We start from the raw sequence: 25,041 nt of genomic DNA, 5'->3' as shown, positions 1-25,041 counted from the left end.
TAATGCCCTGATGTGAACCTTGGCGAGTGAAACACTAAGGAAAGTTTCAGGGGGCAAAACCCAGCCTGCTTAAAAGGGAGCACCGTCAGCTTTCAGGGATTTCCTTCCTTCAAATGCTTCTATTACAGACAAAACCCCCTGCCAAGAGATTGGCAGGGGGTTCCTTATATGTACACCGTGCACCCATCGTTGATGCACCGGCCCTATGCGTTACTTAAGTTCATGGCTCGGCCCAGGCTTCCCCGCGGCACACGGGAATGACCACTTACTGCTGCTTCCTTCCGGACCTGACAGGGTTCATGGGTTCCCGTTGCGCAGGACCTGAACGTCAGCACCAATCCCTTAAGGCAGGCCATAAAGCCGGCGCACCTCGGATGGGAATTCGGCCTCGCTATAGCGGATTGCGAGTACAGGGCACCGCTACCTCCCCGCTTAGCACGGTATTACTTATTATACATATTTAAGTCATTAAATGCAATACTTCCTAACTGGAAAGTATATGTAAAAATCACGTCTGTGACCCTTTCTTTTTTACTCTCAATTCCCGGAAGAAGTCACGCAGCAAGTTCCCGCAAGTTTCCTCCATTATTCCGTATGTTACTTCTGTTTGATGATTGAATCTTTCTTCCTGCAGAAGGTTCATCAAAGTCCCCGCACAGCCAGCCTTTGGATCTGGGGCACCATAGACTACCCGCTTGATTCTTGATTGGACAATAGCCCCTGCGCACATCGGACAAGGTTCCAATGTAACATAAAGGGTGCAGTCCTCCAGCCGCCAGCTGCCAATCTGCTTATTCGCCTCCTGAATTGCGATCAATTCAGCGTGTGAAAGGGTCTGCTGCGAGGTCTCTCTCACATTATATCCCCGGCCGACCACTTCTCCCTGATAGATGACTACTGCACCAATCGGCACTTCCTCTATTGCGGCAGCTTTTTTAGCCTCAGCTACCGCATATTCCATATACTTCTCGTCATACATTCGGAATCCCTACATTTCTAAAAGGTTTTAAATATATCAAACAGGATATAATTCTTCTATAGTCTATTATATTATAAAGGAGCCTTAGCCAATGGACCAATCCTTTTCCAATACAGCAGTACTATTTGTAGACGTCATCAACAATTTTGATTTTGACGGTGGGGAGGACCTGCTCGCTAACACCAATGAAATCCTGCAGCATATGAAAGACCTGCGTGATTTTGCCAAGAAGAATGATCTTCCTACCATCTATGTTAATGACCATTATGGACTCTGGCAAGCTGATTTCAACAAAATCATTGATTACTGTAAACATGAGGGGAATAAACATATTATTGACACCCTCAAACCCGATGATAATGACTATTTTATGATCAAGCCGCAACATTCGGCATTCTTTCAGACACCATTGCAGTCACTGCTCAATGAATTGGAATGCCAGCACCTTATTGTTTCCGGTTTCGCCGGGGATATATGTATTTTATTTACCGCTAAGGATGCGTATATGTATGGATTCGACATGAGGGTGCCCCAGAATTGTATGGCCTCCGAGAAGAAAGAGGGCAACGACTACGCACTCTACCTGATGCGGACAGTAATGAAAACCGATATCACCCCTTTTTAAGGGCATATTTAAAACACTCCCTTCATAACGTGTAAGAGTATACGTAAAGGAGGGAGTTTCTTTGCAAATTCACGTAGTACAGCCAGGTGATTCAATATATCGGATCGCCAATACATACAACACATCTCCCCAAGCCCTTATTGATGCAAATGAACTGGAAGCCCCTGAACAGCTGGTTGTCGGCCAGGCTTTAGTCGTCCCTATTTCTGGAGGCTTTTATACCGTTCAACCAGGGGACAGCCTATATTCTATTTCCCAACGGTTCGGCATTTCCTACCAAGAACTTGCCCAGTATAACAATATTTCACCGGACAATATACTGCCGGTCGGTTTCCGATTATATATCCCGTCAAGGCCGCAACGGGATATATCATCCATGGCGTATATTGAACCGAGGGGGGAAGAAGTTTCCGAGACACTGGAGAATGCAGCGAGGAAGAATTCCCCTTACCTGACTTACTTAGCTCATTTCAGTTTCCAAGTGAACAGGGACGGCACCCTTTCTCCACCCCCTGCAGGGAACCTTCCACAGATCGCTGCAGAGAATAACACGGCATTGACTATGGTCATTTCCAATCTGGAGGAAGGTGCTTTCAGCCCGGAGCTCGGGCATATCATTCTGACGGTTCAGGCAGTCCAGAATACCTTACTGGATGAAATTGTAAATATAGCTGTTGCGGAAGGATATGCTGATATCCATTTCGACTTGGAATTTCTGCCTCCAGAGGACAGAGAAGCATATAACAGTTTCCTTCGAACTGCTAAACAGCGTTTTTCTCAAGCTGGCCTTCTAATGTCTACAGCCCTCGCTCCGAAAATCAGTGCCGAGCAAGAAGGTGCGCCATATGAAGCACATGATTATGCCGCCCATGGGCAAATTGCCGACTTTGTAGTGCTGATGACGTATGAATGGGGGTACAGCTACGGACCTGCTATGGCCGTCTCGCCAATTAACGAAGTTAGAAGAGTGGTAGAATATGCCCTGACAGAAATGCCGGCTGAAAAGATTCTGCTTGGCCAGAACCTGTACGGCTACGACTGGACTCTGCCCTTTGTCGAAGGGGGAGAAGCCGCAGAAGCCCTCAGTCCACAGCAGGCGATTGCACGGGCCAGGGAGCGCCAGGCCGCCATTCAATATGATGACACGGCACAGGCACCATTCTTTTTCTATACGGACGATGAAGGCAATAGGCATGAGGTATGGTTTGAGGATGCCAGGTCGATACAGGCTAAGTTTGACCTGATAAAAGAATTGAACCTGCTTGGAATTGCCTACTGGAAATTGGGGCTGGCTTTTCCACAGAACTGGCTGCTGCTTGAAGACAATTTTACTATTACGAAACTCGAATAGATTCCTCTGCCTCTCCATGGCACAAGGCGGTAGAGGCTTTGTTTTTTAGCGCATGGACGGTAGTGGTGATGATGTATAACCTGTTTTTAGCCAGGTTTCCAACACCTCCCCATGCCTTCTTGGTTCATGTACTAATAGCCTCCGCACTTATCGTTTCCTGGACAATAAGAAAAGAGCCTCTCACCGTTGATGATCGGCAGAGAGGCTCTTTTTTCTTGAATGCCACTTAACTCAAGACTTTCAGTGACTCACGGTTGAATGCCGGGATATCATCAGGCTGGCGGCTGGTAACCAGCTGGTCCTTGCATACGGCCACCTCTTCATCCACCAGGTTGGCTCCTGCATATTCCATATCCACTTGGATCGACTTGAATCCAGTTGCCTTACGTCCTTCGAGTTCCTTAGCTGTGATCAGCAGCTGCGGGCCATGGCAAATGGCTAATACAGGTTTGTCTTCATCCATGAAATGCTTGGCAAACTTGACGAAACGTTCATCTGCGCGGAGCTGGTCCGGTGAAAACCCTCCTGGGATGAATAATGCGTCAAACTCACTTGGGTCTGCGTCATCAATGCCTTGATCGATGGTAACAGTTTCTTCTTTATTTTTACCGGTAACTTCCTTGCCTTTTTCCTTCTCAATGGTAACTATTTCATGGCCAGCTTCCTTGAATGCATTAGCTGGATCGGTATACTCTACGTCTTCAAACATATCCGTGATGACAGTTGCTATTTTTTTACCCATTTTCCATCCACTCCTTTAAAGAGTATTACGTAATTGATGTTCCCAAAGGATGCGAATTCAAAACATGGCTATTTCTGGTTCATCAGCTGACGGAGCTCTTCCTCATTCTTAATTAAGTCTTTGATTGTATACTCCTCCAAGACCTTGAAAAATGCATGTAATGCTTTGTTCACTGTATACTTCAGCGTGCAAGCAGGAGAGATGACACAATGGTCGGTCCCATTTTCAAAACACTCCAGAAGATGAAAATCATTCTCCATCTGCCTGACTACCAATCCTACGTTTATCTCCTCAGGAGGTTTGGCCAGACGAATGCCGCCATTCCGCCCTCTTATCGTCTCCAATAACCCCAATTTGGTTAATTCATGCACCACTTTTCCCAAGTGGTGTTGTGAAATGTCGAATACTGTCCCTATTTCCTTTATATTGGCTAGTTCACGCTCTGATTTTAAACCAGTAAAAATCAGGACACGAAGCGCATAATCTGTATACTTCTTTAGCTGCATTCTAATTCTCCTTATCATTTCTTCAAAATATTGTAACATAATTTTTCTGACAACTCTTGAAGCATGTCTGTGAAAAGGATTACAATTAAAGATGTACACAAAATACATCTTTAAAATTTTAAGGGGTGTTGCAAATTGGCAACGGAAACAAAAACAGTTCTTGATCAGGAAACGAAGGATATCATTAAGGCAACTGTACCAGTCCTTAAAGAGCATGGAAATGCCATAACCACACGATTCTATCAACGGCTTTTTGAAACTCATCCAGAACTTAAAAATATCTTTAACCAAACTAACCAAAGGAAAGGGGACCAGCCGAAAGCACTGGCAAACACGGTCTATGCTGCAGCGCTGCACATCGATCAGCTTGAGGAGATCCTGCCGGTCGTCAAACAAGTTGCGGAGAAACATCGCAGTCTGAATATCAAAGCAGAACACTATCCTATTGTGGGGGAAAACCTTCTCCTGGCGATGAAAGAAGTTCTCGGAGATGCAGCAACCGATGAGATTATCCAAGCCTGGGAACGGGCATATGGTGTAATTGCTGACGTATTTATTTCTGTCGAAGAGGAAATGTACGAAGAAATTGGGAACAGACCCGGTGGATGGGTGGATTTCCGCGATTTTGAAGTAGTGAAGAAGGAAAAAGAAAGCGATGTAATCACATCTTTCTATCTCCGCCCTGCAGATGGGGGAGCATTGGCATCCTATCAGCCTGGGCAATATATTACGGTGAAAGCACAGATGGAAGGGGAGCCTTACAATCAGCTGCGGCAGTATAGTTTATCGTGGGCACCAGGCAATGAAATGTATCGTATCAGCGTAAAAAGAGAGGATCCGATAAATGGATATCCTGCCGGTAAAGTTTCGACCTATCTGCACGAAGAGGTAGAGGAAGGGAGCATCCTGCCCATTAGCGCACCAGCCGGAGACTTTGTGCTGGACCAAGCGGATTCACGCCCGCTTATTTTGATCAGCGGGGGAGTAGGACTGACACCAATGATGAGCATGTTGGAAACTGTAATAGCAAGACAGCACCAACGAGACGTCACCTTTATCCATGCGGCCCGGAACGAGCATGTTCATGCGATGAAAGAAAGGGTAGAAGATATTACAGAAATGTACACAAATGTAACTGCATATACCGTATATGACCAGCCATCTGATGAGTCAGCATGTGATAAAGTCGGCCATATTGAGCGGGAATGGCTGAAGGAAATACTGCCGACCAACAATGCGGCCTTCTATTTCTGCGGTCCGAAAGGGTTCATGCGCGCTTGCTATCAACATCTTAAAAGTCTGGGCGTAGCAGCAGGCGATATCCATTACGAAGTTTTCGGTCCATCTGAAGATATTACCGCTTAAAAAGCAAGAGGTTGGGACTTAACTAAATTCTCGTTTGGCTCAAGGGATGAACGAAGCACTATATCAGCGAAGTAGATTTCCGCAGCGGTCATTTCTACTAACCAAAATGTTCAGCTTTTCTCTTTGGTGAACAATTTACTCCCAAACTCTTTTACATCACTTGTTAAAAAAATGGCCGATTATCTCCAAAGACCGGTAGATGCGAGCAGGAGTAAGGATCGTTTTCCGTTGTTCCCCCAGCCCTCGCCCGGTAAGGTCGAGTCTTTCACCCGTCCCATAGTAAAAGGATTGCCAAATGAACTTGGAGCAGTAGTTCTTGCTTATATCTGCCAGGGAAGGGGTATAACGGTACATCTTTACCCTTTCAATATTCCCGGCTGCCCATTGTGCTGCAGCTAATGCTGCTTCTTTATCCCTCAACCTCAAAATAGAGAGCCTTTCTCCTTTGCGGTGTCTGCTTAAATAAGCAGGCAGGGAGTCTGCATGGCCGTTTTTACCTCTTGCATTCACATGGTAGATTCGATAATCTTCCCCGACAATCCCTTCATGCCCTACTAGCAAGGAAGAGAATGCTGATTTGTGGGAATAGAGTACATCTCCTGGCAGCATAGGATAGGATGTCCCTGGGTAAAACCTTGGATTTGCCGTGTTTTCGGAAGGGTGAGAGGGGCCTTTCATTTCATTCTATCCTTTCTTTTGCCATATATCCTTCTGTCCCAAGGATAATAAAAAGCTTCGGCAAATGCCAGCCTTGGCATACCGAAGCTTCTTTGGATTATTCTTCCAAGGTAGAAGTGTCTCCCGTAGGAAGGCCGAGCTCCCATGACTTCAACAGCCTTCTCATAATCTTTCCGCTTCTTGTTTTTGGAATCGAGTCTTTCACTTCCAATTCCCTTGGAGCGGCATGGGCACTTAAACCTGTCTTGACAAACTTGCGTATATCTTCCCTTAGTTCATCGGAATCTTCGTAGCCGTCATTTAACGTGATGAAAGCTTTGATGATTTCTCCACGTTCAGGATCAGGCTTTCCGATCACACCCGCTTCCGATACGGCAGGATGCTCAATTAGTTTGCTTTCCACCTCAAACGGACCGACTCTTTCTCCTGAAGTATTGATGACATCATCCAGACGACCCTGGAACCAGAAATATCCATCTTCATCCTTATAGGCACTGTCGCCGGATACATACCATCCATTGATAAAATAGCTTTCATATTTTTCCGGCCTATTCCAAATGGCACGCATCATAGAAGGCCATCCTTCTTTAATGGCCAGATTCCCCATCTGGTTCGGTGGAAGTTCATTCCCTTCATTATCGACGATCGAAGCCTCTACTCCTGGTATCGGCTTACCCATGGAACCTGGCCGGATCTCCATAGAAGGGAAATTAACGATAAGCTGTGCCCCTGTCTCTGTCATCCACCATGTATCATGGATGCGCAGATCGAATGCATCAAGCCCCCAGGAGATGACTTCTGGATTCAGCGGCTCTCCCACACTTAAAATATGACGTAAAGGTGACAAAGCGTGTTTCTTTACCGCCTCTTCCCCTGCACTCATGAGTTTCCTCAAAGCGGTAGGAGCGGTATACCATACAGTTACCTCATATTTTTCCAACGTGCCATACCAGTCTTCCGGTGTGAATCGGCCGCCGCGTACAACATTGGTGACACCATGCAACCATGGTGCAAAGATTCCGTAGCTGGTACCGGTCACCCAGCCCGGGTCAGCAGTACACCAGTAGACATCATCCTCTTTCAGGTCAAGCACCCATTCAGCAGTCGCATAATGCTGGATCATGGCATTATGCACATGATAAACCCCTTTCGGTTTACCCGTAGAACCAGACGTATAATGCAGGAGCATTCCATCCTCCAGGTCCACCCACTCCATGTCAAAATCAGTTGAAGCTGCATTCATCTCTGTCTCATAATCGATGTATTTATCCCCTGACTGATCATGCTCTCCTACCAGAACAATCTTTTTCAAATCGGGCAGGTCATCTTGAGGCACACGCCCTAACAGATCCGGCGTTGTAATCAGTACACTTGCTCCACTGTCCTGAAGGCGATCACGCACCGCCTGCTCCATAAATGCCTCGAATAATGGGCCTGCTATGGCTCCTACTTTCAGAATTCCAAAGAAGCTTGTATAGAATTCAGGGCTTCTCGGCATAAACAAAAAGACACGATCCCCTTTGCTCACACCATACTTTTTAAGTACGTTGGCAAACTGGTTACTTGATTGGCTTAAATCGGAGAAAGTAACTTTCTCTTCACGATCCGGAGAGGAATAAAGCAAAGCCGTCTTATTCTTCTTCTTAGGGTCTTCCGCATGGCGGTCCACAGCTTCATAAGCCATGTTGACTTTGCCTGTTTCCGACCAGCTGAAGTTTTTCTTGACCTCATCCCATGTAAAGGACTCTCTAGCTTTCTCATAGTCCTTCAAATTTGGTTTCCCTTCGCGTACCGGAATATTCTCTACTGCCATTTCATCACCTCATTTTTAATTTTTTGCAACCGATTACAATTTTAATTACATAAAATTATCCAAAGATTTTGCTAACTACTTATATTTTAGAACATTTTATGAACTTTTTAAAGCATTTCGATAAAACCAACCAAATTTTCTTGATCCGACATAGCGATTTGCCCTACGATTTTTTCTTTCTATTGTTGTTATATCTGCATTGTCAGCACTTATCCATTCGGTTTTCATAGCAAGCTAATTCCATATCTAGATGTAATGCTATGGTCTCCGTCACTTAAATATGTAAGGGAGTTTACATGTACATACTAAAGAAGAACAGAGAGGATGGCTGGCTTCTGATTGCCAGACATAAAATCATTTCTCTTCTCCGTTCTTCATAGGAGGCTGGAGGAATGAGCAGGACAGATAAATATTCATCTAGAGGGGAAGCTTCAATCCTCTTCATCATCTGTCTGTCTTCTTATTTTACCCAACTCAAATAATCCGACTGATGCCAAACCGGATATTCCTCCGGCCCACAGCCTCTCTCCCAGCCCGACATCGGTAAAAAGTGCAGCAGCTCCCAGTGCAGCACCCACTATGATTGCCGTTACTGGAATATAACGCTTATTCAACCCAGTTGCCTTTTTCAGTGCTTGTATCACTCCACTTGTGACAGGTGTGATTACCGTGGCGATTGTGAGTATTTCCTCCATGCTGACACCTCCTTACAAACAATGTATGAATGTAAGTTGAGGAAGGGAAGGGGTAAACTCCCATCGTAGAATAAACAGACACTCCTGCCCGGTTGATGGAACAGACTATGCAGGATGGCGTTCCAGCAACGTACGTATTCGGCTGCCGGAAAGGGATGCCTGTGTGGAAGTTGAACGTGCCCGTTGCTGCGTACAGAGGCAGCAGCAAAGGAAGTTTTTTACACCGTATCCTATTTAAAGACAATTAAAAAACCCCTTACTTAGAGTAAGAGGTTCGAGAATAGTATATACGGCCCCGGCAGGATTCGAACCTGCGGCACATGGTTTAGGAAACCATTGCTCTATCCCCTGAGCTACGGGGCCATTTTTTTAGCTACAAATCATATTATACAAAAAAAAAGCCATCTTGAAAAGTGATATTTTTCGACATAGAATAAGACCCTGTTCTATGATAAAATATAGTACATCTGTCTTAGAGATAGGAGGAGGAATTATGACAGACGCCCCGTTCATTGCGATTGAGGGGCCAATTGGCATCGGGAAAACATCCCTGGCGAAAAAACTCGCTGCACATTTCGACTTTCACTTGCTGAAGGAAATTGTCGAAGAAAACCCTTTTCTCGGCAAATTCTATGAGAATATCGAAGAGTGGAGTTTCCAGACAGAAATGTTTTTTTTATGCAATCGGTTCAAGCAATTAGAAGATATTGAAAAGAAATACTTGAGCGAACAAAAATCAGTCATTGCTGATTACCATATATCCAAAAACATGATTTTTGCTAGACGTACACTACCGGAAGATAAACTGGAGAAGTATGAACAAATTTATCATATACTTACAAAGGATATGCCTGTACCAAATATGTTGATTTATCTATATGGAAGCCTAGACACCATAGTCGATCGGATACGCAAACGGGGGAGAGATATCGAACAGAATATCCAACTTTCTTACTTGTCCCAGCTTGCAGAGGATTATGAACGGTACATGGACCATTTCGAATCCGTTCATCCCGATATTCCGGTTATCCGGATCAACGGAGATAAATTAGACTTCATCCGCCATCAGAATGACCTCGAATGGATTATGAATGAAGTGGAACAGCAATTGGAACAGAGTAGGAGCATTAATTTAAAGGAGAGCAAAACATGAATGCAAGAGAGAAATACAATATCCCGCATGACAGTATCATTACGGTGGCAGGAACAGTAGGTGTCGGGAAATCCACCATGACGAAAGCCTTAGCAAATGCCCTTAATTTTAAGACGTCCCTGGAGAAAGTTGACGCCAATCCTTACCTGGAGAATTTCTATGCCGATTTCGAGCGGTGGAGTTTTCATCTACAGATTTACTTTTTGGCTGAACGCTTTAAAGAACAGAAGAAGATTTTTGAATATGGTGGCGGATTTGTCCAGGACCGTTCCATTTATGAAGATACCGGGATATTTGCCAAAATGCACTATGATAATGGAACAATGTCTAAAACGGATTATGAAACCTATTCCAATTTATTTGATGCCATGGTTATGACTCCTTATTTCCCGCACCCTGATCTGCTTATCTATCTGGAAGGATCATTTGATGAAGTGGTTGGCCGGATTCAACAGCGCGGAAGGGAAATGGAAAAAAGCACACCAGTTTCTTATTGGGAGGAAATGTACCAGCGTTATGAACAGTGGATCAATAACTTTAATGCCTGTCCAATTTTGAGAATTAATATAGCTGATTATGATTTAATGACAGAAGGCGCCTCCATTGAACCGATTCTGGAGAAAGTCGGGCAATTCATCCAGCACGCAAGGAAAAGAAAAACAGGTGAATTAGCGAAGTAAGGTACAGGGTGTTCCGATAAAAAGGAGCACCCTTTTTTACTGCATAAGAAAGTTTAAAATACCAATCTTTCTTCTATCGGCAGTGGGAACAGCCACATCCACTTTCTGCTGCTAGCAAGCACTCGTAATTTTGGAAATGAACCAGAATCCTTTACCAGAGATGGCTCTTTTCTTTACTCAATTCCACGGTGAAGGGGAGCAGGAATAAACAAGCCGCTCCAATCCCCGCTGTACTAACCATCACTTTTGGAAGTGAAACGTCTATATTCATATAGATAAAATAACTGAATGGTATCATGAATACTGGGAAAATAGCCGCTTTTTTGCATCCGCTGATGGTATGATAATTATCCGCTCCACAAGAGGGGCAGACCATCTTGGTGCGGAAGGAATGTTTAACAGCCTCCAAATACTCCCATACCGAGCCGCAGTGCGCACATTCCGGCATGCAACTACCACCTCATTCCCGTTCGCCCAGCTCCATTGATCTTTGTCGGGCGCTTCTTACACATTCTATGATAATTTTTTCAAAATCATGTCTTTTTAATGTGTCGATTCCAGCCTGAGTGGTTCCGTTCGGGCTCATGATTTTTTTTCGCAGCTCTCCGGCCGACTCCTCCGAATTTTTAAGCATATTACCCGCTCCAATCACTGTCTGGGTAATTAATTTCCGGGCTGTCTCTTCTGCAAGCCCGCTTTCCACGGCAGCCTTCTCCATGGCTTCGACAAGGTAATATATATATGCCGGTCCGCTTCCGGAGATCCCGGTCACTGTATGCATGTCTTCTTCCTTTACGACCGTGGTAGGCCCAATGGTGCTGAACAGTTCTTCAGCCTCTTTGATATGCGTTTCATCTGCATACTTTCCTGCTGCAATAGCAGTAGCAGACTGCCTGACTGCGGCCGAAGTATTGGGCATCGCTCTGATTACAGAAACATCCTGTCCGATCAAAGAGGAGATATAATCCGTGGATATCCCTGCACTTACAGAGATTACCAATTGTTCGCTTCTGATATGTTCTTTTATGGAAGAAATAGTAGCTTGAACATCATGCGGCTTGGTTGCAAGAATGAGGATATCACAAGCATCCACCATTCGTTTCGTATCAGAAATGGCCCGAATATTGTAATCCTCCTCCATTTTCTCCAGTCTCTTTTTATTGCTCTTGTTGGTCACCATAATATTCGTTGTCGGGAGTATTTCTGCGTTCACTATCCCCGCTATTACTGATTCTGCCATAGAACCTGCACCGATGAATCCAATTTTCTTATTCATGTACTGTCCTCCTTTTAAATGAAAAAAAGCCCATCACGTCCTTGGTAAAAGGACGGAATGGGTTTCCGCGGTACCACCTTTTATTGACGCCCCTTATACAAGACGCCCAACTCTATTGATAACACAGTTGCCTGTGGCTAGTATGTTCTAACGACTCACAGGCAGGTTCATACATACCTTTCCGATGGAATCTTTCAGCCGGCGAATTCCAATCTCTTTCGGATGGTTCCATGTACTAATGACCTGATCATTGTCTGTATCTTATACTTATTTATGTTTGTACTATATGTGGTTTGTTATTATATGTCAAGATTGCGCCTTTTATCACAAAAAGTCAGAAATAGACTAATTTGACTGGCCTGCGTTGGCTAATCGATGGACTATCTCCATAGGATATAAGGATTTGGAACTTGCATGATTATCCCTGGTTACTGTTATGCACCGTCAGGATTTTACAGTTTCCTTCATCATTAAAAAAACCGCTGCAATTGTTCGCAACGGTTTCCATATCTCCAATTTTTATGCGCTGATTTTATTAATGGAGGAGGTAGAGGGATTCGAACCCCCGCGCGGTTTGACCCGCCTGTCGGTTTTCAAGACCGATCCCTTCAGCCAGACTTGGGTATACCTCCGTGATAAGACAAGAATTACTATACCATGCTGGCAGAATCTTGTCAAACCGTATCAGTAATTTTTTTTCAATCTCTGTTGGAAAAGCTAAAGATAGGCAGAAACAGAAGGGGATCCCCCTTCTGTTTCATTACTTATCCAGTACTTCTTTTCCACCCATATAAGGTCGCAGGACTTCAGGGATCTCCACCAATCCTTCTTCCAACTGATAATTCTCCAGTATGGCTGCTACGGTACGCCCGATCGCCAGTCCTGAGCCGTTCAGAGTATGGACGAACTCCGGCTTGCCATTCGCCTCCCTGCGGAAACGGATGCCAGCACGTCTAGCTTGGAAATCTTCGAAGTTGGAACAAGAGGAGATTTCCCGATACGTATCCTGGCTTGGAATCCAGACTTCAATATCATACTTTTTGGCGGCAGTGAATCCCAAGTCTCCTGTACACATGCTCATCACCCGGTAAGGCAGCTTGAGAAGCTGTAAAACTCTTTCTGCATGGCCGGTCAGTGTTTCTAATGTTTCATAAGAATCCTCCGGCTTTGCTAAATGAACCAGTTCTACTTTGTTGAATTGGTGCTGTCGAATCAGCCCTCTTGTATCCCGTCCGGCCGATCCAGCCTCAGATCGGAAGTTCGCACTGTAAGCAACATATTTTTTAGGGAGTTGATCTACCGAAAGAATCTCATCCCGGTGATAGTTGGTTACCGGAACTTCAGCCGTTGGAATCATAAAGTAATCCCAATCCTCCACCTTAAAAGCATCCTCTTCGAATTTCGGAAGCTGCCCGGTACCAGTCATGCTTGTCCGGTTCACCATCTGCGGTGGAAGCATCTCCTGATAACCGTGTTCATCAGCATGAAGGTCCATCATGAAGTTCAATAAGGCGCGTTCCAAGCGGGCGCCCATCCCTTTGTAGAAGACAAAACGGCTGCCGGTTACTTTAGCTGCTCTTTCGAAATCCAAGATGTCCAAGTTGGTGGCAAGGTCCCAATGGGCCTGTGCCTCAAAGCCAAACTCCGGCAGTTTCCCCCATTTCCGGGCTTCAATATTATCCTCTTCATCTTCTCCGACAGGTACACTTTCGTGGGGAATATTCGGAATGGAAAGCATAATATGGTCCAATGTTTCTTCTGCTTCCTTGAGCTCTTTATCCAATGCAGAGATTTTTTGGCCTACTTCCCGCATTTCCTTGATTGCCTGCTCAGCATCTTTTTTCTCTTTCTTAAGTACAGAAATCTGCTTGGATGCTTCATTCCTTTTCGCCTTTAGCTTCTCCGTTTCACTAATCAAGTTCCTGCGTTTTTCGTCCAGCTCTTCAAATTTGTCAAGATCGGATAAGTCTTCCCCGCGATGGGCCAGTTTTCCTTTGATTTCTTCAAAGTTATTGCGCAGATACTTCATATCCAGCATACATATTCCTCCTTATTAATTTACTATGCCAATTTGACAAGAAAAAACTCCCGTCCCTGAAATAGGGACGAGAGGCTGTTTCCCGCGTTGCCACCCTTGTTGAAGAGAGTTTAAACTACTCTTCCGGCTTACGGCTATTAACGGTGCGTAACCGGGTTTACCTACTTTCAGGTGCCTTTCAGTAAACCAGTTCAAGGATGGATTCACAGCAGCCAACCGTCGATTCCCACCAGCCATCGACTCTCTTATGGATGGAACTGCTATTACTGATTCCTATCATTACTGTTTGCATTCAATTATTTTATATCATAGCTGATTTTTTTTTAGGATGCAACTGTTTGCAGGGACTCTTCCACCATAGAAACAAAATAGGCAATCACCCTGTTATCATCCGTCAATTCCGGATGGAAGGCTGTACATATATATTGCCCCTGCTTTGCAGCTACAATCCGATCCTTGTAAGTTGCCAGCACCTCTACTTGAGGTCCTGCTTCCGTAATATATGGTGCACGGATAAAGACGGCGTTAAAATTCTCTCCTACATGCTCGATATCCAGCCCGGCTTCAAAGCTTGCAACCTGACGGCCGAATGCATTCCTGGCAACTTTCATATCGATAAGGCCGAGATGGGCATTTTCCTGCCCTTCAATACCAGAGGCCATAAGAATAAGCCCGGCACATGTACCAAATACAGGTTTACCCTGTTGGCCAAATTCCTTGATGGCTTCAAAAAATCCATAACTGTCTATCAGACGACGCATTGTGGTACTTTCACCACCCGGGAGAATCAAACCGTCAATTTCGGCCAATTGTTCTTTCCGCTTCACTTCGACAGCCCGGGCTCCCGATTCTTCTACCGCGCGTATATGTTCTCTGACAGCTCCTTGGAGAGCCAGTACACCAATTGTAGCAGTCATCTTGACACCTTCTTTCTATTCACTGCGGTCCTGCATGCGGTCACTAGCGGCAATCGTACTCATTTCCAGGCCTTTCATAGCTGTGCCAAGGTCCTTGGACAGCTCGGCAATCAGTGAATAATCCTGGTAATGGGTAGTTGCTTCCACAATAGCCTTTGCAAATTTTGCAGGGTTGGCTGATTTGAAGATCCCTGAACCTACAAACACTCCGTCTGCTCCTAATTCCATCATCAAGGCCGCATCTGCTGGGGTGGCGACACCTCCGGCAGCAAAGTTGACAACAGGAAGGCGTCCTTCTTCCCGAATTTGCAACAGCAGTTCAAATGGTGCCCCAATTTCCTTCGCATAAGTCATCACTTCATCCTTGGACATGGAGGACAGTTTACGGATTTCCGACTGGACTTGACGCATATGGCGAACAGCTTCTACGATATTTCCTGTTCCAGGCTCGCCTTTGGTTCGGAGCATGGAAGCACCTTCACCAATTCGGCGTGTAGCTTCTCCTAAATTCCTGCAGCCACAGACAAATGGCACGGTGTAATTGGATTTATCCAAATGATAGACATCATCTGCAGGAGTGAGTACTTCACTTTCATCAATATAGTCTACGCCCATTGCTTCAAGGACTCTCGCCTCTACGACATGACCGATTCTGGCTTTTGCCATAACCGGAATGGACACCGCATTTAAGACTTCTTCCGTTACGGTTGGGTCTGCCATTCTTGCGACCCCGCCAGCAGCACGGATATCAGAAGGTACCCTTTCCAATGCCATTACGGCAACTGCCCCAGCTTCCTCAGCAATTTTTGCCTGTTCGGCATTGACCACGTCCATGATGACGCCGCCTTTCTGCATTTCAGCCATTCCACGTTTTACTCGATCTGTACCTGTATTAGTCATGATAGTTCCCCCTGTATTTTTTTGTTATTACTTACAAACTTATAATCTATCTATATAAAACTACTGGAAAAATCCTTTGATCCAATCAACAGCAGATCCAAAGAGGCTGCCGAAGAAGTCGCCGACTGCTCCAAGTGTCAGCATAAACCAGTTGTCTTTCTCGACGGCTTCATTGGTAACGAGGTTCACAGTGCCTGCATGATCAGGGAAAATATAGCCATAATCATCTTCCCCTTCATAAACTACTTCAGCTGTCCCGATTACTTCCCCTTCTTCCACTGGTGCAACCAATTCACCATTCTCATTCAACTTCTCTTCATCCAGATGATAGGTGATTTGATAAAGGTCTTCTTCTCCCTCTTTCATAGGGATATTTACCGCTTCAGCGGTAGAGATATTTACTTCATTTTCTTTTCCTTTATCGACTGGAAGGGTGGATTGTCCTTCCTTTTGATAACCAGCTGGTGCCAATTCCTGCTGCTCAAATTGATTAAACCCATAATCAAGCAGCACTGCTGTTTCTTCAAATCTTTCTTCTCTGCTGTTCGTCTTCATGACAACTGATATGAGCCTTTGGCCATTTTGTTCAGCTGTACCGGTAAATGTGTAGCCGGCAAGCTCTGTATTGCCAGTTTTTAGTCCATCGACTCCTTCATAATAGAATTGCTGAAGGGAGACTCCCTCGTGATCGAGCATCCAATTCCAGTTATCAATGGTGTAGCCCTCAAATTCTATTTGAGGCATACTGGAGAACTCCAAAGCCACCGGATAGTCATTGATCAGATGATAAGCCAAGTAGGCTGAAGACCGTGCGGAGAGAAGATTCGTGCCATTGGGGTCTGTACCTTCCGGCCGGTTCTCCCCTAGTGATTCATTATCCAATCCAGTGGAATTGACGAATTTATATTCCGAGAGGCCCATTTCCTCTGCTTTCGCGTTCATCATTTCTACAAACTCTGTTTCGGAGCCGGCAATGAGCTCAGCCAAGGCAATGGTTGTAGCATTGTCCGAGTTGACAGCCATCGCTTCATACAATTCACGGACCGTGTAATCCTTCCCCTGAGTAAGCCCTACTCCGGAGAATAGAGTATTTGCAGATATGCTGTATGGATAATCACTGATCTGTGTGGTGGTATCCCAACTGATTTGACCTTCCTCAATAGCTTCCAAAACCAAATATTCTGTCATCATTTTGGTCATGCTAGCAGGCGGCAGGGCCTGATCAGGCTCCTTCGCATATAGCACTTTACCCGTGTCAGCGTCGACCAGTATTGCCGACTCGGCGTCAAGATCCAGCTCGTCCTGCGCTTGAGCCGCAAGTGGCTGTCCAACGGCAGCTAGGGCCATTACTAGTGCAGCCATTAAAACCATAAGACTTCTTTTACCTTTATACCTCAACTTCTGTACCTCCACTGTAGTTTAAAGGCATATGTATGCCCTCTCTTATTCTATCATAGAAAAAAAGATTAGAAAACGTGGTTAACAGCAGGTTGTGCTGAATTACAAATCCGGGGAACAGAAGAATCCTATTCCTCTGTTCCCCGGCTCTAACCTTAGACTAGTTCAAAGAATAATTCGGTGCTTCTTTAGTGATCTGCACATCATGTGGATGGCTCTCACGAAGGCCGGCATTGGTGATGCGGATAAACCGTGCATCTCTGCGCAACTCTGTGATAGTTGCTGTTCCGCAATATCCCATTCCGGATCGCAAGCCGCCCATTAGCTGATGAACGGTGTCAGCAAGCGGCCCTTTATAAGCGACCCTTCCTTCAATCCCCTCTGGGACCAACTTTTTATTGTCCGAATCTGCCTGGAAGTAACGGTCCTTGGACCCTGACTTCATGGCCCCTACAGATCCCATTCCACGATAAACTTTAAATTGCCGCCCTTGATAAATCTCTGTTTCTCCAGGGCTCTCAGCAACTCCGGCAAACATGCTTCCAAGCATCACGGCATGTGCGCCAGCTGCAAGGGCCTTTACAATATCCCCAGAGTACTTGATCCCCCCGTCAGCTATGACAGGTACATCATACTTCGATGCTTCCGCAGCACAATCATATACGGCGGTAATCTGGGGAACACCTACACCTGCGACTACACGTGTCGTACAAATCGATCCAGGCCCAATGCCCACTTTGACAATGGTTGCTCCTGCCTCGATCAATGCTCTCGTCCCTTCTGCTGTAGCTACGTTCCCAGCAATGATGTCCAGGTCGGGATAAGCCTTGCGGACTTCCTTTACCTGTTCAATAACTCCCTTGGAATGCCCATGTGCTGTGTCAATGACAATCACATCAACACCAGCTTGTACCAGCTTGTCAATCCTTGTCATCGCATCTCCTGTAACACCGACAGCCGCTCCGGCAACGAGCCTTCCTTGAGCATCTTTCGCAGCATTCGGGAATTCTATGACTTTTTCAATATCCTTGATGGTGATTAATCCCTTTAAGGTGCCGTCTTCGTCAATCAGTGGCAGCTTTTCAATCTTATGTTGATGCAGCAGCTTTTCTGCTTCTTCCAATGTAGTTCCGACCGGTGCTGTAACAAGGTTCGTGCTTGTCATGACCTCTGAGATTCGGATAGAATAATCCTGAATAAACCGGAGGTCGCGGTTGGTTAATATGCCGACAAGCTGCTGCTCTTCAATGGAGTTGACAATAGGAACACCGGAAATGCGGAATTTGCCCATTAGATGCTCTGCATCATAAACCTGGTGTTCCGGTGTGAGGAAAAATGGATCAGTAATAACTCCGCTTTCTGAGCGCTTTACCTTATCCACCTGATCTGCCTGTTCTTCAATCGACATATTTTTGTGAATAATCCCCAGTCCGCCCTGGCGCGCTATCGCTATCGCCAACTCTGCTTCGGTGACAGTGTCCATTCCTGCACTGATGAATGGGGACTTGAGCTTCAGGTTCTCCGATAAATCCGTACTCAACTCGACATCCTTTGGCAATATGTCCGATTCTGCCGGCATCAGCAATACATCATCAAACGTCAAACCTTCTTTTGCAAATTTATCCTCACGCATGTTCATCCTCCTTCAGAATATGTATGGATTCCACCAATGTGGAAATGCTACATGAATACTACTTATTTTTATATACTTTACGCCATCAATTTTTCTTTTTCAACCACATGGTAAAAATAAATAGATTCTAAATTTTACAACGTTTCATTGGGAGGCAACCATGGATACCACAAGGATAAAATCCTATTTAACCTGGCTGAAAAACCTCCAGACAAGCCAGCTTTATTTAAAGGAATGCTACAGCAGCCTTCCCGATCCTAGAGGGGAGGGGAAAAGCTATGAGAACAGTGCAGGTTTTCTCTACTACTTGGACCAGGGCCAACTCTTCCTGGAGGAAGCTGAAAGGGTTGATGATCGTATCAAGCCGCTTCTTTGCTTCTACGGACTGACCCATTTGATGAAGGCCTGTCTCCTGACCACTCGTCCGGACTATCCGGAATCGACCTCCATCCTCGCCCATGGAGTGACTTCTAGGAAACGGAAAAAGAAACAGTACACCTTTTATGACGATGAGGTGAAAATACAACAGAATGGTTTATTCAGTTATGCATTTGATCACTTGTTCCAGCTTAACCGGCTTCCTTTTGAGAAGATGAAAATGAAAACACTTTTTGGACTCATTCCGGAGATGAATGATTTCCTGGACTGGGATGAATCTCGGAAATGTGTAGAAATCGGTGATCTCTATTCTAAATCCCTGCACTTCTCCCAAGAACTGCTGGATGCCTACCACTTGACAGAAAAGTCCTTCGTTCACCGCCTGGAAGCAACCGGCCTGCCTCTCCACACAACCGGCAGGACGAAGAAGCATTTGACAGTAAAATTGAAAATGCCTATTTTGCATTCGATTGGGCCTTTTTATTTTCACTTGGAAAAGGAAAAAATATACTTCCCATGCAACAGGGATGATTTCATAAAAGTGCCAGAAATACTGATACATTACTTGTTGCTCTATAACCTTAGCATGGTCAGCAGATACGAAACCGAATACTGGGGGGAATTGTTTACTACAAAGTATGGGGAGGACTATTCCATTATCAGCCATTATCTCTCTTTCGCCTCTAGAAAAGTGCTCCATCTCTGTGGAGATTACTTAATGCTGAAGCCTGAAGAGAAACTGATTGCACGGAGGGAGTCTCATTAGAAGAAGTGGGGCTGAGCATGATTTTGTTATATTTATAGTGTCCAAAAACCTAATATAAGCTGCACTCCCCAGTTAAGAAGTGCAGCTTTTACTTTTAAAGTTCCTGCTGCTTACCACTGATTATTCTTGTATTTACGATAATAATTGAACTGCCGGACAAGCAAATACAATTTCCGCTTCATATTTTTATCATTTTTATAGAACAGCGGATTCACCCATTGCCCTTGCTTTAACAGGCGGCTGACATCGGCTTTGACATCCTTGTTATCGACGAATTTCCGCAGCACTGCTTTGGGTACGACCGTAAACAAGACCTCTTTATTGAGGAAAATCAGCGGTTTTTCTTTGTCGTGGAGTACATCATCAACGATATACTCAGCCATATTATGACCCAGCGCATTTACATAGTAGCTGGATCTCCCTTGTCGGATGTTCACTTCGAACACTTTGAATTTGCCGTCTCTTTCATCGTACTTCATATCGAAATTGGCAAACCCGACATAGCCTACATCTTCGAGGAATTTGCGCAATTTCTCCATCATTTCTTTATTATATCGGGAAATGACTGCTGTGTAATTCCCAATAGCGGTTGGTGTATGCTCCTGAAGTACCACCTGTCCAAAGGAAACCAGCTGTGTTTTTCCTTGTGAATTGAGATATACTACCGAATCCCACATATAGGTGTCATCCCCCGGTATATAATCTTGGATAATCAATTCATCCCGATAGCCGCTATTCTTAATTTTATCGATCACTTGCTGTACCTCAGCACGGCTGTCTACCCTATACACCTTTTTCTGCCCTGCAAAGCTGTTATTGTAATACTCAATACCATTGCTGGGCTTGATGATTACCGGATACATCATATCCTTGTCAAATTCTCCGTCATGGGCACAATCATAAAAATGAGTGGTAGGTGTATCAATACCATGCTCGTCACAAAGCTTATAGAAATTCGATTTATTCTGCAGCTGGTTCAACAGCTGCTCAGAGATATAGCTGAACTCATAATTTGCTCGCAATGCCTGTTCATTTTCAATGATCAGGCGTACATACACATCATTTGTGCCGACCAGCAAGAGCTTTTTTTCTCCTTTTTCCAACTTACTGGCGAGCTGGTTTAACACATCGGCAAACCTTCCATCCTCCGCCAAGTCCGGATGAATTTCTATTCTATCCATAATGGAACTTAAATCTGTGAAAGCCATCTGCTGCCTTCCGACTAAAACAGGTTTAATGCTATACTTCTCGTGAAAAGAAACAGCCATATTATATGCGTTGATATCTGTTCCTACAATTACTGGTATAAAGGGTGAATTCTCCATCTGGCTCCTCCTGTACTGCTTATAAAAATGAATGTATACCCATATACTATATCATTTATGGCCTGTTAACTGGAAGCGGAAGGTTATAGGTCCAACGTCTTTGCGATATGCAGCGAGGTATATACCTGCAGATTAATTATATTATCCGGAGAAAGCTGCACCACCGGCCTAAGAGAAGAGTTCGTGTCTATGAATACAATAGTCCCTTTCCGGCCGTCGGACAGTTGGACCTGTGAACCTATTGAGTAGGGAAGCACTGTTTCTATAAAAGCTTCTGCCGCCTGATAGTCAAAAAGGCTGTATTTATGCTGATCGATATACTCCATTGCATGATAGATGGGCGTTCTCTCCTGCACCATGGATATAAACATATCACAGACAGCTAATACTTTGGCATATTTATGGATTTTCTCCGCAGTTAGACCAAGTGGATAACCGGTTCCATCATTTCTTTCCTGATATTGAAGGACTGCCAGTTTTACGTCTGTGCCAATAGCATCATCTTCCCTCAGCATCCGATAGGAGATTACCGGAAGTTCCTGCGCTTTTGATAAGTCATGGCCGGCTGGCAGCTTTGCCTTTCCACACTCTGCAAGGAAACCAGCCAGTCCGATCTGCATCCAATGTTGTTGAGGGAAGCCAGCATTCTTTGCAACTAGGGAGGCCAATACAGCGAGTGATACGCTATGGAAGTAGGAAAGATTTTTATTTTCCCACAATTCCAAGTGAGAAAGGGCGCTTTGCCCCTTCATGCCTTCTGTTCTTCGCAGCAGGGGAGATACCAGTTTCCCTATGTAATCTATGTCAATCGGCACCCCGCTTTTCCACTCTGCCAATAATTTTTGCCATCCTGCTGCTACCAGGCGATAATGATCTTGAAAGGAAAGAGAATCCTCTCCAACAGGGAGTTTCTCCTCACTTACCATTTCTCCCACTTGAGTTTGAGGGTGGAAATTCCCTCCATCGGCAAGCAGGGAGCCGACCTCTACCATATCTATCAAGAACGATCTGAGGACCTCAATGAGTTCATCATTTAAAACGGTGTTTCTTGGTATAATTGGCTTGCCTGACTTTCCCTCCACATCTTCTTTCACTACACATCCCGAAACCAGCTGTTCAACCGCTACTCTCATCTTCTCTTCCTCCGTTCTAGCTGTCCAGAAATTCTATTGTGTCAACCGTCTATTCCACCATTCTTTTTTCCTTCTACTTCTACTATCGTATTAAATCTTTGATTATTGAAGCAAAAAAGGACAGCTCTTTAAAAAAGGAGCTGTCCCATCATTATTCTTCCTCTGTTTCTGTGAGATCTGCAGTCTCTTCAGTCTGTTCTGCAGCCTCTTCTATCTTTTCTTCCTCTTCCTCACTGCCTACCCTTGTAACGGTTGCAACCTCTTCCTCATCCTGCAGGCGGATCAGCCGTACTCCCACGGTGTTTCTGCCTGTTTGGGAAATTTCTGCAACCGGTATACGGATCAATACACCAGCAACGGTGATAAGCATAAGGTCTTCATTTCCAGATACAGCTTTCACAGCAGCTACATCCCCAGTCTTATCAGCCAGTTTACAGGTGAAAATTCCTTTTCCGCCACGGTTTGTCCGGCGATACTCCTCTTCAGGTGTCTGTTTTCCAAAGCCTTTATTGGTGACATGGAGGATATTAGACCCTTCTTCGAGTATTTCCATGGAAACAACTTCATCGTCTTCCCTTAGGGAGATTCCTTTTACACCTGCAGCTGTGCGGCCCATTGTACGAATTTGCGATTCTTCAAAGCGGATAAGATAGCCATGTTTAGTAGCGATCATTATATCCTTTGTTCCATCCGTCAATCGTACGGAAATAAGTTCATCTTCCTCCCGGAGCCCTACAGCAATCAAACCGCCCTTGCGGATATTGGCAAACTGGGCAAGAGAGGTCCGCTTGGAAATTCCGTGTTTGGTAGTGAAGAATAAATATTTATCCTCCGCGTATTCACTGACAGTAATAACGGCGTTTACCCATTCACCTTTTTCTACCTGCAGCAGGTTGATGATTGGTATCCCTTTTGCCGTCCTACTGAATTCCGGCACTTCATACCCTTTGGTCTTATACACTTTACCCTTATTGGTAAAGAACAACAGAGTATCATGGGTGGAAGTGGATACCAGATGTTCGACAAAGTCATCTTCATTGGTTCCCATTCCTTGGATCCCTCTACCGCCGCGTTTTTGGGTCCTATAGGTAGATGCAGGGAGACGTTTGATATACCCTTGATGTGTCAAGGTGATTACCACGTTTTCCTGAGGAATCAGATCTTCATCCTCCAGGAAACCTGCCCCTCCAGCTACAATTTCAGTTCGGCGGTCATCATTGAATCGTTCTTTTATTTCCAAAAGCTCTTCCCGGATGATTTCGAGTACTTTTTCTTCATCCGCCAAGATGGCTTTCAGTTCAGCAATCAATTTTTGAAGTTCCTTATATTCATCTTCAATCTTTTCTCTTTCCAAACCTGTCAAACGCTGCAGACGCATATCGAGAATGGCTTGAGCTTGCTTTTCAGAGAGATTAAATCTGTCCACCAGACCTTCTCTGGCAATATCAGTGGTTTTTGAATTGCGGATTAGAGCGATTACCTCATCCAAGTGGTCCAGAGCTATACGGAGTCCTTCAAGGATATGTGCTCTGGCTTCTGCTTTGCGCAGTTCGAATGCAGTACGGCGTTTGATAATCACTTTTTGATGATCCAAATAATATTCCAGGCATTGTTTAATATTCAAGACCTTAGGTTGGCCATTCACTAAGGACAGCATATTTATGCCGAAGGTTGTCTGCAGGGCGGTATGCTTGTACAGATTATTCAATACTACGTTAGCATTAGCGTCCTTACGCAGTTCGATAACCACCCGCATGCCATTGCGGTCGGATTCATCCCGCAGGTCTGTTATTCCTTCAATCCTTTTTTCACGGACATGTTCGGCAATTTTTTCTACAAGCCTCGCCTTATTGACCTGATAAGGCAATTCCGTTACCAGGATTCTTTCCTTCCCATTTGGCTGTTCCTCGATCTCCACCTTGGCTCTTAGAGTAAGGGAGCCTTTTCCTGTCTCATAGGCCTTTCGAATACCACTTCTTCCAAGTATCTGCCCGAAAGTAGGAAAGTCAGGTCCAGGCAGGTGGTTTTCCATCAGTTCATTAATAGTGATATCCGGATCCTTGCTGACTGCTAGAACGGCATCGATCGTTTCCCCAAGATTATGGGGAGGTATGTTGGTAGCCATCCCGACTGCAATTCCGGCAGCACCATTCACTAATAGGTTAGGGAACCTTGCTGGAAGCACCATCGGCTCTCTTTCTGTGCCATCATAGTTATCCTGATAATCAATCGTGTCTTTGTTGATGTCACGCATGAGTTCCATGGAGATTTTAGACATTCTGGCTTCGGTATAACGCATCGCAGCTGCGGAATCCCCGTCGACGGACCCGAAATTCCCGTGGCCATCGACAAGCATGTACCGATAACTGAAGTCCTGCGCCATCCGCACCATCGTTTCATAAACGGCAGAATCCCCATGTGGGTGATACTTACCAATAACTTCCCCGACAATCCGGGCCGATTTTTTATAAGCCTTGTCTGAATGCATCCCAAGGTCATTCATAGCATATAGAATACGGCGGTGAACCGGCTTCATGCCATCCCGTACATCGGGGAGGGCCCGTGCTACAATGACACTCATTGCATAGTCGAGAAAAGATGTGCGCATTTCCTTGCTGATATTGATTTCCTGAACGTTCGGACGTTGTTCCTCTGCCATTTCATTACCTCCCACCACTATTTATTTCAAT

At 45.0% G+C, this 25,041-nt stretch carries 23 protein-coding genes, 2 tRNA genes, 1 other RNA gene and 1 other annotated feature; of the genes, 6 read left to right on the top strand and 20 right to left on the bottom strand.

Annotated elements, in window-relative coordinates:
• Nucleotides 1–175: 175 nt before the first annotated feature.
• An RNA gene (gene ffs / locus ACFODW_RS10670) (signal recognition particle sRNA large type) lies at nucleotides 176–441 on the bottom strand.
• 67 nt (nucleotides 442–508) lie between these two features.
• A complete protein-coding gene (gene tadA / locus ACFODW_RS10665; protein WP_390306190.1) occupies nucleotides 509–979 on the bottom strand; it encodes a tRNA adenosine(34) deaminase TadA in 471 nt (156 codons plus the stop codon).
• A gap of 91 nt (nucleotides 980–1,070) precedes the next feature.
• Between tadA and ACFODW_RS10660 the strand changes: the two genes are divergently transcribed.
• Both ACFODW_RS10660 and ACFODW_RS10655 read left to right on the top strand, forming a co-directional pair.
• Entirely contained in the window at nucleotides 1,071–1,604 is a 534-nt protein-coding gene (locus ACFODW_RS10660; RefSeq protein ID WP_390306187.1) for an isochorismatase family cysteine hydrolase, read from the top strand.
• A 61-nt stretch (nucleotides 1,605–1,665) separates the two neighbouring features.
• Entirely contained in the window at nucleotides 1,666–2,955 is a 1,290-nt protein-coding gene (locus ACFODW_RS10655; protein WP_390306184.1) for a LysM peptidoglycan-binding domain-containing protein, read from the top strand.
• Between the two features lie 226 nt (nucleotides 2,956–3,181).
• On the opposite strand, the gene ACFODW_RS10650 is transcribed toward ACFODW_RS10655, so the two are convergent.
• Both ACFODW_RS10650 and ACFODW_RS10645 read right to left on the bottom strand, forming a co-directional pair.
• Nucleotides 3,182–3,697 carry a type 1 glutamine amidotransferase domain-containing protein gene (locus ACFODW_RS10650; RefSeq protein WP_390306181.1) on the bottom strand — a complete coding sequence of 172 codons (516 nt, stop codon included), beginning with the start codon at nucleotides 3,695–3,697 and terminating at the stop codon, nucleotides 3,182–3,184.
• Between the two features lie 68 nt (nucleotides 3,698–3,765).
• Nucleotides 3,766–4,203, bottom strand: a complete 438-nt coding sequence (locus ACFODW_RS10645; RefSeq protein WP_390306179.1) for an Rrf2 family transcriptional regulator — start codon at nucleotides 4,201–4,203, stop codon at nucleotides 3,766–3,768.
• Nucleotides 4,204–4,338: 135 nt separating this feature from the next.
• On the opposite strand from ACFODW_RS10645, the gene hmpA reads away from it, so the two are divergent.
• Nucleotides 4,339–5,568, top strand: a complete 1,230-nt coding sequence (hmpA, locus tag ACFODW_RS10640; protein ID WP_390306176.1) for an NO-inducible flavohemoprotein — start codon at nucleotides 4,339–4,341, stop codon at nucleotides 5,566–5,568.
• A gap of 156 nt (nucleotides 5,569–5,724) precedes the next feature.
• Here hmpA and ACFODW_RS10635 read toward each other — a convergent pair whose 3' ends face one another.
• From ACFODW_RS10635 to ACFODW_RS10615, 5 genes are all read right to left on the bottom strand, one after another.
• Nucleotides 5,725–6,246: a hypothetical protein gene (locus ACFODW_RS10635; protein WP_390306174.1), complete on the bottom strand. Its 522-nt coding sequence runs from the start codon at nucleotides 6,244–6,246 to the stop codon at nucleotides 5,725–5,727.
• A gap of 97 nt (nucleotides 6,247–6,343) precedes the next feature.
• The gene (gene acsA, locus ACFODW_RS10630) at nucleotides 6,344–8,059 is read right to left on the bottom strand and encodes an acetate--CoA ligase (protein ID WP_390306171.1); all 1,716 of its coding nucleotides are present in this window, start codon (nucleotides 8,057–8,059) and stop codon (nucleotides 6,344–6,346) included.
• A 292-nt stretch (nucleotides 8,060–8,351) separates the two neighbouring features.
• Nucleotides 8,352–8,507: a hypothetical protein gene (locus tag ACFODW_RS10625; RefSeq protein WP_390306169.1), complete on the bottom strand. Its 156-nt coding sequence runs from the start codon at nucleotides 8,505–8,507 to the stop codon at nucleotides 8,352–8,354.
• A complete protein-coding gene (locus tag ACFODW_RS10620; RefSeq protein ID WP_390306167.1) occupies nucleotides 8,491–8,754 on the bottom strand; it encodes a holin in 264 nt (87 codons plus the stop codon). Before ACFODW_RS10620 ends, ACFODW_RS10625 begins: the two co-directional genes overlap by 17 nt.
• A gap of 290 nt (nucleotides 8,755–9,044) precedes the next feature.
• Nucleotides 9,045–9,117 (bottom strand) — tRNA-Arg (locus ACFODW_RS10615).
• A gap of 130 nt (nucleotides 9,118–9,247) precedes the next feature.
• On the opposite strand from ACFODW_RS10615, the gene ACFODW_RS10610 reads away from it, so the two are divergent.
• Nucleotides 9,248–9,907 (top strand): deoxynucleoside kinase, encoded by a 660-nt coding sequence (locus ACFODW_RS10610; protein WP_390306164.1) that lies wholly within the window; start codon nucleotides 9,248–9,250, stop codon nucleotides 9,905–9,907.
• Nucleotides 9,904–10,587 (top strand): deoxynucleoside kinase, encoded by a 684-nt coding sequence (locus tag ACFODW_RS10605; protein WP_390306162.1) that lies wholly within the window; start codon nucleotides 9,904–9,906, stop codon nucleotides 10,585–10,587. The genes ACFODW_RS10610 and ACFODW_RS10605 overlap by 4 nt, the downstream gene beginning before the upstream one ends.
• Nucleotides 10,588–10,738: 151 nt before the next feature.
• Here the strand turns inward: ACFODW_RS10605 and ACFODW_RS10600 are convergent, their stop codons facing one another.
• From ACFODW_RS10600 to guaB, 8 genes are all read right to left on the bottom strand, one after another.
• Nucleotides 10,739–11,035, bottom strand: coding sequence for a TIGR04104 family putative zinc finger protein (locus tag ACFODW_RS10600; RefSeq protein ID WP_390306160.1), 297 nt, complete (start codon nucleotides 11,033–11,035; stop codon nucleotides 10,739–10,741).
• A gap of 12 nt (nucleotides 11,036–11,047) precedes the next feature.
• Nucleotides 11,048–11,863, bottom strand: coding sequence for a pyrroline-5-carboxylate reductase (gene proC, locus ACFODW_RS10595; RefSeq protein WP_390306157.1), 816 nt, complete (start codon nucleotides 11,861–11,863; stop codon nucleotides 11,048–11,050).
• A 539-nt stretch (nucleotides 11,864–12,402) separates the two neighbouring features.
• A tRNA-Ser gene (locus tag ACFODW_RS10590) sits at nucleotides 12,403–12,495 on the bottom strand.
• A 128-nt stretch (nucleotides 12,496–12,623) separates the two neighbouring features.
• The gene (serS, locus tag ACFODW_RS10585) at nucleotides 12,624–13,901 is read right to left on the bottom strand and encodes a serine--tRNA ligase (RefSeq protein ID WP_390306154.1); all 1,278 of its coding nucleotides are present in this window, start codon (nucleotides 13,899–13,901) and stop codon (nucleotides 12,624–12,626) included.
• 60 nt (nucleotides 13,902–13,961) lie between these two features.
• Nucleotides 13,962–14,190, bottom strand: a binding site (T-box leader).
• Nucleotides 14,191–14,224: 34 nt separating this feature from the next.
• Nucleotides 14,225–14,818 carry a pyridoxal 5'-phosphate synthase glutaminase subunit PdxT gene (pdxT, locus tag ACFODW_RS10580; protein ID WP_390306152.1) on the bottom strand — a complete coding sequence of 198 codons (594 nt, stop codon included), beginning with the start codon at nucleotides 14,816–14,818 and terminating at the stop codon, nucleotides 14,225–14,227.
• Nucleotides 14,819–14,833: 15 nt separating this feature from the next.
• Nucleotides 14,834–15,718, bottom strand: coding sequence for a pyridoxal 5'-phosphate synthase lyase subunit PdxS (pdxS, locus tag ACFODW_RS10575; RefSeq protein WP_390306149.1), 885 nt, complete (start codon nucleotides 15,716–15,718; stop codon nucleotides 14,834–14,836).
• A 60-nt stretch (nucleotides 15,719–15,778) separates the two neighbouring features.
• Nucleotides 15,779–17,065 carry a serine hydrolase gene (locus ACFODW_RS10570; protein WP_390306306.1) on the bottom strand — a complete coding sequence of 429 codons (1,287 nt, stop codon included), beginning with the start codon at nucleotides 17,063–17,065 and terminating at the stop codon, nucleotides 15,779–15,781.
• Nucleotides 17,066–17,276: 211 nt separating this feature from the next.
• Complete coding sequence (gene guaB / locus ACFODW_RS10565) at nucleotides 17,277–18,749, bottom strand: IMP dehydrogenase (protein ID WP_390306147.1); 1,473 nt, start codon at nucleotides 18,747–18,749, stop codon at nucleotides 17,277–17,279.
• A gap of 160 nt (nucleotides 18,750–18,909) precedes the next feature.
• Between guaB and ACFODW_RS10560 the strand changes: the two genes are divergently transcribed.
• The gene (locus ACFODW_RS10560) at nucleotides 18,910–19,893 is read left to right on the top strand and encodes a YaaC family protein (protein WP_390306144.1); all 984 of its coding nucleotides are present in this window, start codon (nucleotides 18,910–18,912) and stop codon (nucleotides 19,891–19,893) included.
• A 110-nt stretch (nucleotides 19,894–20,003) separates the two neighbouring features.
• On the opposite strand, the gene ACFODW_RS10555 is transcribed toward ACFODW_RS10560, so the two are convergent.
• The 3 genes from ACFODW_RS10555 to gyrA all read right to left on the bottom strand — a co-directional run bounded on the left by ACFODW_RS10555 (nucleotide 20,004) and on the right by gyrA (nucleotide 25,010).
• On the bottom strand, nucleotides 20,004–21,218 hold the full coding sequence (locus ACFODW_RS10555; protein WP_390306142.1) for a carboxylate--amine ligase: 1,215 nt from the start codon (nucleotides 21,216–21,218) through the stop codon (nucleotides 20,004–20,006).
• Nucleotides 21,219–21,301: 83 nt separating this feature from the next.
• On the bottom strand, nucleotides 21,302–22,351 hold the full coding sequence (locus tag ACFODW_RS10550; RefSeq protein ID WP_390306140.1) for an HD-GYP domain-containing protein: 1,050 nt from the start codon (nucleotides 22,349–22,351) through the stop codon (nucleotides 21,302–21,304).
• A gap of 151 nt (nucleotides 22,352–22,502) precedes the next feature.
• Nucleotides 22,503–25,010 (bottom strand): DNA gyrase subunit A, encoded by a 2,508-nt coding sequence (gyrA, locus tag ACFODW_RS10545; protein WP_390306138.1) that lies wholly within the window; start codon nucleotides 25,008–25,010, stop codon nucleotides 22,503–22,505.
• Nucleotides 25,011–25,041: the final 31 nt, after the last annotated feature.

Origin of the sequence: Virgibacillus sediminis, from assembly GCF_042643265.1 — a bacterium.
GTDB classification, from domain to species: domain Bacteria; phylum Bacillota; class Bacilli; order Bacillales; family Amphibacillaceae; genus Virgibacillus_O; species Virgibacillus_O sediminis.
This window is presented reverse-complemented; position numbering and strand designations above follow the sequence as displayed.